Origin of the sequence: Sinorhizobium sp. BJ1 (assembly GCF_002531555.1) — a bacterium.
GTDB lineage: Bacteria > Pseudomonadota > Alphaproteobacteria > Rhizobiales > Rhizobiaceae > Sinorhizobium > Sinorhizobium fredii_B.
Genome location: NZ_NWTH01000015.1, coordinates 177,098 through 185,925 on the forward strand (window position 1 = coordinate 177,098; position 8,828 = coordinate 185,925).

Below are 8,828 nucleotides of genomic sequence, written 5' to 3' on the forward strand. Positions count from 1 at the left end.
ACGCAGCCCGCGTCCCTCCACTTGAACTTGCAATGCGGAAAATACCCCGCCGCCCAGGAAAGTCCACTGGAGGCGGCGAGATCGTCCGGCTGCAAGATAATGCGATCCTTCCTGAACAGAAGATGAAGGCGCTGTCTCCGGCGTTACATGCCAGATCGCATTTTTTTGCCCTTCTGCGGCCGAGACGGTTGCGACATTCGGAAAAAAAACAAATGATACAACGTCGCCAATCGGTCCGGGAGGAGCGGGCCGCTGGCAAAGGGCATTGATATCATGGCGCGTACTTTCAGTCGCGTGAACGTATCTCACCCGATTTGAAGCCGCGCTCGCCTTGGTACGGACCGACCCCGGAGGAGCGAAATGGCGAAAATAACAATGACGGTTAACGGCCGCCAGGTGAGCGGTGTCTGTGAGGACCGGACGCTGCTGGTGCACTTTATCCGCGAAAATCTCGGACTGACCGGTACGCATGTCGGCTGTGACACGTCGCAGTGCGGCGCTTGCGTCGTCCATATGGATGGCCAGTCGGTGAAGAGCTGTTCGATCCTTGCCGCACAGGCAGCGGGGTCGTCGATCACGACCATCGAGGGGCTGGCGCAAAACGGCGAGCTCCATCCGGTGCAGGCGGCCTTCAAGGCGCATCACGGCCTGCAATGCGGGTTCTGCACGCCCGGGATGGTAATGACGGCGGTCGACATGATCCGACGTCACGGCAGCGATCTCGACGAGGCGACGGTGCGTTCCGAACTCGAGGGCAATATCTGTCGCTGCACCGGCTACCACAACATCGTCAAGGCGATCCTCGCCGCAGCCCATGAAATGGGCGGCGTGCGCCAGGCCGCGGAATGAGTGGCAGACTGCTCGAACCAATCCAGCTGAATGTCTCGGGAGGAGATAGGCAATGGGAGTTGATGGCATCGGCGCGCGTGTGGCGCGCAAAGAAGACAGGCGGTTCCTGACCGGCAAGGGACGCTACACGGACGACATGTCGGTGCCCGGCATGAAGCATGCGGTTTTCGTGCGCAGTCCGCATGCGCACGCGACCATCGTCGGGATCGAGGCGACGGAAGCCAAGGCGATGCCCGGCGTCATCGACGTGCTCGATGGCAAGCAATTGCTCGCCGACGGGATCGGCAACCTGATCTGCGGCTGGATGATCCACTCCAAGGACGGCTCGGCGATGAAGATGGGCGCCTGGCGGCCGCTTGCCGACAAGACGGTGCGCTACGTCGGCGACGCCGTCGCGATCGTCGTCGCCGACAGTGTCGCCGAGGCGCGCGATGCGGCGGAAGCGGTCGTCGTCGATTACGACTTCCTGCCGGTCGTCACCGATCCGGTCCAGGCGCTCGCCGACGGCCAGCCGCAGCTTCATCCCGAAGCGCCGAACAACCTGATCTTCGATTGGGAGCTCGGCGATGCCGGCGCGGTCGATCGGGCGCTTGCGGCCGCGGCGCATGTGACGGAGCTGAAAATCTTCAACAACCGTCTGGCGCCCAATCCGATGGAACCGCGCGCGACGCTCGGGATATACGATGCCGGCGACGAACATTACACCTGCTACACGACCAGCCAGAATCCGCATCTGGCGCGGCTGGTGATGAGCGCCTTCTACAATGTCGCGCCGGAAAACAAGTTGAGGGTGATCGCGCCCGACGTCGGCGGCGGCTTCGGCTCGAAGATCTACATCTATCCGGAGGAGATCGTCTGTCTCTGGGCTTCGAAACGGACCGGCGTGCCGGTGAAGTGGACGTGCGACCGCACCGAAGCCTTCCTCACCGACGCCCACGGCCGCGATCACGTCTCGACCGTGAAGATGGCCTTTGACGCCGGCAACCGGATCACCGCGCTGAAGGTCGACACTATCTCCAATCTCGGCGCCTACATGTCGCTCTTCTCTTCCTGTGTGCCGACTTATCTCTATGCGACGCTGCTTTCCGGGCAATACGATATCCCGGCGATCCACGCCAACGTCCGCACCGTCTATACCAATACCGTTCCGGTCGATGCCTATCGCGGCGCCGGCCGTCCGGAGGCGACCTATCTTCTCGAGCGGACAATGGAGACGGCGGCGCGTGAGCTCGGCATCTCGCCGGCCGAGCTCCGTCGCACTAATTTTATCCGCTCCTTCCCGCACCAGACGCCGGTCATCATGAATTACGATGCCGGCGACTATGAAGCCTCGCTCGACGCGGCGATGGCGGCCTCCGACTGGAACGGTTTCGCGGCACGCAAGGCCGAGGCCGAACAGCGCGGAATGAAACGCGGCATCGGCATGAGCTGTTATATCGAGGCCTGCGGACTTGCGCCCTCGGCGGCCGTCGGATCGCTCGGTGCCGGGGTCGGCTTGTGGGAGTCGGCCGAGGTCAAGGTCAACATGGTCGGCACCATCGAGGTGATGACCGGCTCGCATAGCCACGGCCAAGGTCACGAGACGACCTTCGCCCAGCTCGTTGCCGACCGACTCGGCTTGCCGATCGACAGCATCAACATCGTGCATGGCGACACCGACAAGGTGCAGATGGGCATGGGCACCTACGGTTCGCGATCCGGTGCGGTCGGCATGTCGGCTCTCGCCAAGGCGCTGGACAAGGTCGAGGCCAAGGCGAAGAAGATCGCCGCGCATCTGATGGAGGCGGACGAGAGCGATATCCTCATCGAAGACGGCGCGCTGAAGGTCGCCGGCACCGACAAGTCGGTCCCCTGGTTCCAGATGGCGCTTGCGGCCTATACCGCCCACAACCTACCACCCGGCCTCGAGCCCGGACTGAAGGAGAGCGCCTTCTACGATCCGGCCAACTTCACCTTCCCCGCCGGCTGCTACATCTGCGAGGTGGAGGTCGATCCGGAGACGGGCCGGACGAAGGTCGTCCAGTTCGTCGCAGCCGACGATTTCGGCAACATCATCAATCCGATGATCGTCGAGGGCCAGGTGCATGGCGGCCTGGCGCAGGGCATCGGCCAGGCGCTGCTCGAGGGGGTCACTTATGACGACAGCGGTCAACTGCTGACGGCGAGCTACCTGGACTACGCCATGCCGCGCGCCGACGACGTGCCGTCCTTCAAGGTGTCGACCTCGAACACGCCCTGTCCGAACAATCCGCTCGGCATCAAGGGTTGCGGCGAGGCAGGCGCGATCGGCTCGCCGCCGGCCTTGATCAACGCGATCACCGACGCGATCGGCAACAATCAACTGACCATGCCGGCGACGGCGGAAAAAGTCTGGGCAGCCGCTCACGCCGCCAACTGACCGGGAGGAACCGAGATGTACCAGACGAACTATCACAGAGCCTCCTCGGTCCAGGAGGCAGTGCAAATGATGGCGGCCGCGACCGAGGGTAAATATCTCTCCGGCGGTATGACGCTCATCGCGACGATGCGGCTGCGGCTCGCCGCGCCGAGCGACCTTGTCGATCTCCGCCACATTGCGGAGATGAAGGGGATCACCGTCGATGGCCGCTCGGTCCGGATCGGCGCTGCGACCACGCATGAGGAGGTCGCCACCTCGGCCGAATTGCGGGCCGTCTGCCCCGCGCTCTGCGGCCTCGCCAGTCACATCGGCGATCCCGCGGTGCGCCATATGGGCACGATCGGCGGCTCCATCGCCAACAATGACCCGGCGGCCGACTACCCGGCCGCGATGCTCGGGCTCGACGCGACGATCGTCACCGACAGGCGCGAGATCAAGGCGGGCGACTTCTTCACGGGTCTCTTCGAAACTGCGCTGGAGGAGGGCGAAATCATCACCGCGGTCCGCTTCGACGCGCCGGCGAAGGCGGCCTACCAGAAGTTTGCCAATCCGGCCTCGCGCTATGCCATGGCCGGCGTCTTTGTGGCCGGGCGCGACAATGGCGGTGTCCGTGTCGCGGTGACCGGGGCGGGCTCGAGCGGCGTCTTCCGCCATCCGGGCCTCGAGGCGGCGCTTTCCGCCAAGTGGTCGCCGGATGCGGTGGCGAATGTGACGGTCGATGCCTCGGATTTGCTGACAGACCTTCACGCCAGCGCGGCGTACCGCGCCAACCTCGTCAAGGTTATGACGAAGCGCGCGGTGGCTGCGGCCTGAGGGGCCTACTTAAGTCGTGAAAAAGGGCGGCTGCGGCCGTCCTTTGTCACAATTGCTTGACTTCGATCAAAGTTGAAGGGATTGAGTTGCGTTAGCTGTTTTGGAATAGTTCAAAACTAAGGGCCTTTTGCCGCAGGCGTGGGGGCCGTTCCGGGGTTGACCCCTGGTCGCTTTGAAGGAAAAAAGACGGCAAGGCACTGGAGTTGATGATGGATTTCGAGAGTTTCTTCAAGATCGAGCTGGACGGGCTGCACCAGGAAGGCCGCTATCGGGTTTTTGCCGATCTCGCCCGCCACCGCGGTGAATTCCCCAAGGCGACGCGCTATACGGCCGACGGCTCCCAGGAGGTCACGGTCTGGTGCTCGAATGATTATCTCGGCATGGGCCAGTCGCCGATCGTCACCGAAGCGATGAAGCAGGCGATCGACGAATGCGGCGCCGGCGCCGGCGGAACCCGCAACATCTCCGGCACCAATCACTACCACGTCCTGCTCGAGCGCGAGCTTGCCGATCTGCACGGCAAGGAATCGGCGCTGCTTTTCACCTCCGGCTATGTCTCCAACTGGGCGGCGCTCGGCACGCTCTGTTCGAAGATTCCTGGCGTTATCGTCTTCTCGGACGCCGGGAATCACGCTTCGATGATCGAGGGGATTCGTCATTCGAAATGCGAGCGGGTCATTTTCAAGCACAATTCGGTGGCCGATCTTGAAGCCAAGCTCGCCGCCGCTGATCCGCGTGCGCCAAAAATCATCGCCTTTGAGTCGGTCTATTCGATGGATGGCGACATCGCGCCGATCAAGGAGTTCTGCGATCTCGCCGACAAATACGGGGCGATGACCTATCTCGACGAGGTCCATGCGGTCGGCATGTACGGTCCGCGCGGCGGCGGCATCGCCGAGCGCGAGGGTCTGATGCACCGGCTGACGGTGATCGAGGGTACGCTCGGCAAGGCCTTCGGCGTCATGGGCGGTTACATCACCGGTTCGGCCGCGCTCTGCGACTTCATCCGCTCCTTCGCCTCCGGCTTCATCTTCACGACCGCCTTGCCGCCGGCACTGGCCGCCGGCGCGCTCGCCTCGATCCGGCATCTCAAGGAAAGCCAGCTCGAGCGCTTCGCCCATCAGGAGCGCGTGCGTCGGCTGCGCTCGCTGCTCGACCAGCGCGGCATCCCGCACATGGTCAATCCGAGCCATATCGTCCCGGTGATCGTTGGCGATGCGGCCAAGTGCAAGTGGATCTCCGACCTGCTGCTCGACAATTTCGGCGTCTATGTCCAGCCGATCAACTATCCGACGGTGGCAAAGAAGACCGAACGGCTGCGCATCACGCCGACGCCGCTGCATTCGGATGCCGATATCGACCATCTGGTCAGCGCCCTGCATTCCCTGTGGTCGCGCTGTGCGCTGGCGAGGGCTGTCGCGTAAGGTGCGACGAACCGAATTCTGTTAACTGATCAGCCCGGCAGCCGTCTGCCGGGCTTTTTCATCCGCTGCGAAGACATCGTCCATGGTCACAGCAGCCGGCAAGTCGCAGAGGCTGTCCATCACCTCTTCGACGATCTCCGCCATGGCAAGAAAGCCGATGCGGCCCTTGATGAAGGCCTCGAGGGCGGTTTCCTTGGCGCCGTTCAACACCGCACCCTGGCTGCCGCCCGCCTCCATGGCGCGCCGCGCCAGGCGCAAAGCCGGGAAGCGGACCTCGTCCGGTGCCTCGAAATCAAGCCGGGCAAGCTTGGCGAAGTCGAGCCGCTCGATCGGCAGGTCGCAGCGCTTCGGATAGGATAGGGCATAGCCGATCGCCGTGCGCATGTCGGGGCAGCCGAGCTGCGCCAGCACCGATCCGTCGCTGTAGCCGACCATCGAGTGGATGACCGACTGCGGATGGACGATCACCTCGATCTGGTCGGGGCGCAGCCGGAAGAGATGGCGTGCTTCGATCATTTCCAGCGCCTTGTTGAACATCGAGGCGCTGTCGATCGAGATCTTCAGCCCCATCGACCAGTTCGGATGGGCGCGGGCGATGTCGGCCGTCACATGCCGCATCTCCTCGAGGGACTTGGTGCGGAACGGGCCGCCGGAGGCCGTCAGGACGACGCGCTCGACGGCATGGCGCTGATCGTTCTCCAGCACCTGGAAGATCGCGTTGTGCTCGCTGTCGACGGGCAGCAGCCGGCCGCCACCCCTGGCGACGGCCTCAATGAACAGGCTGCCGGCGGAGACAAGACATTCCTTGTTGGCAAGCGCGATGTCGGCACCACGGCGGGCGGCTGCAAGGGTGGGGCCGAGCCCCGCATTGCCGACGATTGCCGCCATCACCCAACCGGCATCGCGTTCGGCCGCCTCGATCAGGCCGCTCCGCCCGGCGGCGACTTCGATACCGCTGCCGGAAAGTGCATCCTTGAGTTCGCCATAGCGGTGTTCGTCGGCGGTGACCGCCAGTTCCGCACTCATCCGTCGCGCCTGGTCGGCGAGAAGCGGTATGTTGCCGTTTCCGGTCAAAGCGGCGATTTCGAAGCGGTCGCGCCCGCCGACCCGGGCGACGACGTCGAGCGTGTTGGTTCCGATCGACCCGGTGGAGCCCAGGATCGTCAGACGGCGCTTGCCTTCGTCGCCGGATGCCATTGCCAAAATCCCGTATTCTTCTTGTTTGAACGATTTAGATAGGCTCTACAGCCGAAAGCGGCCGGCAACAAGGGTAGATGCGGCCGCTCTTCTCCATGCAGCACCGCTGGAGTAACGATCGGCGCGGCGACAATGCCGTGCCGATTCGCATCAGGAGTTTCGATGCTCAATGCCCTGTCGGTCGCATCCTGTGCCTGCGTCCTGATCGAACTTGCCTCCGTGCGCCCCGTCGCTGCGATGAACGTGCCGGGGGAACTGATCGGCTCCTGGCGCGCCGAGGACGTCGGCGATGGCGGAGCTATCGGCGACCCGGAGGCGGTTCTCGATATCCGCGAGGACGGTACTTATGGCGGCATGGGTGGCTGCAACATGTTCACCGGCGTGCTCAGCCTATCGGAACGAACCATCGCCTTCGGCTCGGTCGAAGCAGGGCGCACCATCTGCGCCCCCGCCATAATGGAGCAGGAGCAGAGATTCCTCGGCACGCTGAAAAAAGAGCTCACCTGGAAAGTGGATGGCGCGACGCTTACTCTGACGGGACCGGACGGCGCGTCTGTCATGCGCCTTACCTCGGCACAGCCAACCTCGTCGGGCATTACCCGTTAGCCGGCAAACATCCCAGCAGTGCCCGCAGATGCGGACACTGCCTACAGCGAAGGTGGGGGACTTGATTGTCGCTCCCATCTGTGGGGCGATGCCTAGATAATTCGCCACGCAGAAAATTGTTCCGGAACCTGGGAAAGCGAAGCCGGCTTGCTCGCCCAGCACTCCACCTCATAGTTCGGCAGCCTTTCTGCATGCTCGAGTGTTCCGGATCATCGCCGAATAACAGCGGTGGACCACCGCCGCAGGAACAATTCGCGGAAACCGATCATTACTCCCTCCGTTGCAAGAGGGATCCAGATTGAACGCGAAGGAGAGAGACATGGAGGACTCACAGGCGATTTCCCGTCCGCAGCGAGACGCCGACTATCCGGGCCGGCAGGCAGACTGTATTGCCGCTCTGAGGCCGGCCGTCGCGGACCTTGCTGCAGCGTCCCAGGACAGCATTGTTGCGGCCATCGGCGGAGAAATGACCGGCGATCTGGTCGCTCTGGCGCATAGGGCCGAAGAGGCCGGATGGAGTTTCAAAGAGGCGTCTGCCGCCATTGAAACCCTCGCGCGGGAATACGAGGGCGCAAAAGGGGCCATCTTCGACTGAAGCATGCAGTCAACGTCACCGGCGCTCTTCCTTGCGCTGTGAGTCGTTGACGACCACGCGATGCGATTAGCCAAACCGCCTCAGCTGCTCCGCTTCCTTCTCGAGCAGCTCGGCCACCTCTTCAAGCGTCATGTGCGTGGCACAGAGGTGAATGGCACATTCGAGAAAGCGTGTCGAAGACCGGCGCAGGTAAAGCGCCTCTTCCCGGGCGGACAGTTCCGGGAGCGGGTTTCTTCTATCGGGGCGAGGATCAGGCATTCGAAACTCCTTCGGTTCGCCTCGTTGTCTCCATTGCGGCAGGAGGGGCGTCTCCAACCGGCGTCACACCCAATCGGCGGCGATAGCGTAGACCAGAACGGTTGCCGCGAGCACGACGCCTGAGATCAGCAGCGACAGTCCCAACTGCGGCCTGGAGGACTGACCGGGTTCGGCCGTGGCGAAGGGGCGCATCGCATCGCCGAATTCGGTCGACAAAGTTGGTGCGCCATGAAGCTGCGCTGCCCGGGCTTTTTGCGTTGCCTCCGCGCTGAGCGGAGTGCCCGCCGCCTCGCCGTCGGTTTCAAGCGGCGCTGCGGCCGGATCGAAGCCCGGCTTCTTGTCGCCGGTCCTTCCGTGCTGGATGTCCCCCCGCACCTGTGCAGGGTTGCTCTTGTGCAACTTGGACATGCTTGTTCCTTTCTGCCGTCAGAACAACCGACTCGCGGGGCGTTTGTTCCCGATCTGGTTCTGGTGCAAAAAGCGGCTTTGCGGTGACGCCCACGTCGGAACCTCTGGAGTGTCGAGACGTTGGGCACAGCGGAGGGAGATGGCAATCCCGCCGACTGGTTTCACCGTGCGGAAAGCCGATGATGTTCTCTATTGATCGAGCCTGCAGCTATGAACAGAGTAAGCGCTATTTTCCCCGCGCGTTGACGCCTGCGCTTTCGACGGAGGGCCTTTCGAATTG

9 protein-coding genes are annotated in these 8,828 nt (G+C 63.3%); 6 read left to right on the forward strand and 3 right to left on the reverse strand.

Going from position 1 to position 8,828, the window contains the following annotated elements:
- Nucleotides 1–360 precede the first annotated feature (360 nt).
- From CO676_RS19440 to hemA, 4 genes are all read left to right on the forward strand, one after another.
- The gene (locus CO676_RS19440; protein ID WP_014766142.1) at nucleotides 361–849 is read left to right on the forward strand and encodes a (2Fe-2S)-binding protein; all 489 of its coding nucleotides are present in this window, start codon (nucleotides 361–363) and stop codon (nucleotides 847–849) included.
- A gap of 52 nt (nucleotides 850–901) precedes the next feature.
- A complete protein-coding gene (locus CO676_RS19445) occupies nucleotides 902–3,247 on the forward strand; it encodes a xanthine dehydrogenase family protein molybdopterin-binding subunit (RefSeq protein ID WP_097522274.1) in 2,346 nt (781 codons plus the stop codon).
- Between the two features lie 15 nt (nucleotides 3,248–3,262).
- On the forward strand, nucleotides 3,263–4,060 hold the full coding sequence (locus CO676_RS19450; RefSeq protein WP_097522275.1) for a xanthine dehydrogenase family protein subunit M: 798 nt from the start codon (nucleotides 3,263–3,265) through the stop codon (nucleotides 4,058–4,060).
- Between the two features lie 209 nt (nucleotides 4,061–4,269).
- Nucleotides 4,270–5,484: a 5-aminolevulinate synthase gene (hemA, locus tag CO676_RS19455; protein WP_014766139.1), complete on the forward strand. Its 1,215-nt coding sequence runs from the start codon at nucleotides 4,270–4,272 to the stop codon at nucleotides 5,482–5,484.
- Between the two features lie 21 nt (nucleotides 5,485–5,505).
- Here hemA and dxr read toward each other — a convergent pair whose 3' ends face one another.
- Nucleotides 5,506–6,681, reverse strand: a complete 1,176-nt coding sequence (gene dxr / locus CO676_RS19460) for a 1-deoxy-D-xylulose-5-phosphate reductoisomerase (protein ID WP_097522276.1) — start codon at nucleotides 6,679–6,681, stop codon at nucleotides 5,506–5,508.
- A 162-nt stretch (nucleotides 6,682–6,843) separates the two neighbouring features.
- Between dxr and CO676_RS19465 the strand changes: the two genes are divergently transcribed.
- Together CO676_RS19465 and CO676_RS19470 are read left to right on the forward strand one after the other, a co-directional pair.
- Nucleotides 6,844–7,287, forward strand: coding sequence for an META domain-containing protein (locus CO676_RS19465; protein ID WP_144340156.1), 444 nt, complete (start codon nucleotides 6,844–6,846; stop codon nucleotides 7,285–7,287).
- A gap of 319 nt (nucleotides 7,288–7,606) precedes the next feature.
- Nucleotides 7,607–7,882: a hypothetical protein gene (locus CO676_RS19470; RefSeq protein WP_014766136.1), complete on the forward strand. Its 276-nt coding sequence runs from the start codon at nucleotides 7,607–7,609 to the stop codon at nucleotides 7,880–7,882.
- A 66-nt stretch (nucleotides 7,883–7,948) separates the two neighbouring features.
- Here CO676_RS19470 and CO676_RS19475 read toward each other — a convergent pair whose 3' ends face one another.
- Both CO676_RS19475 and CO676_RS19480 read right to left on the reverse strand, forming a co-directional pair.
- Nucleotides 7,949–8,140 carry a hypothetical protein gene (locus CO676_RS19475; protein WP_097522277.1) on the reverse strand — a complete coding sequence of 64 codons (192 nt, stop codon included), beginning with the start codon at nucleotides 8,138–8,140 and terminating at the stop codon, nucleotides 7,949–7,951.
- Between the two features lie 63 nt (nucleotides 8,141–8,203).
- The gene (locus CO676_RS19480) at nucleotides 8,204–8,548 is read right to left on the reverse strand and encodes a hypothetical protein (RefSeq protein ID WP_014766134.1); all 345 of its coding nucleotides are present in this window, start codon (nucleotides 8,546–8,548) and stop codon (nucleotides 8,204–8,206) included.
- Nucleotides 8,549–8,828: the final 280 nt, after the last annotated feature.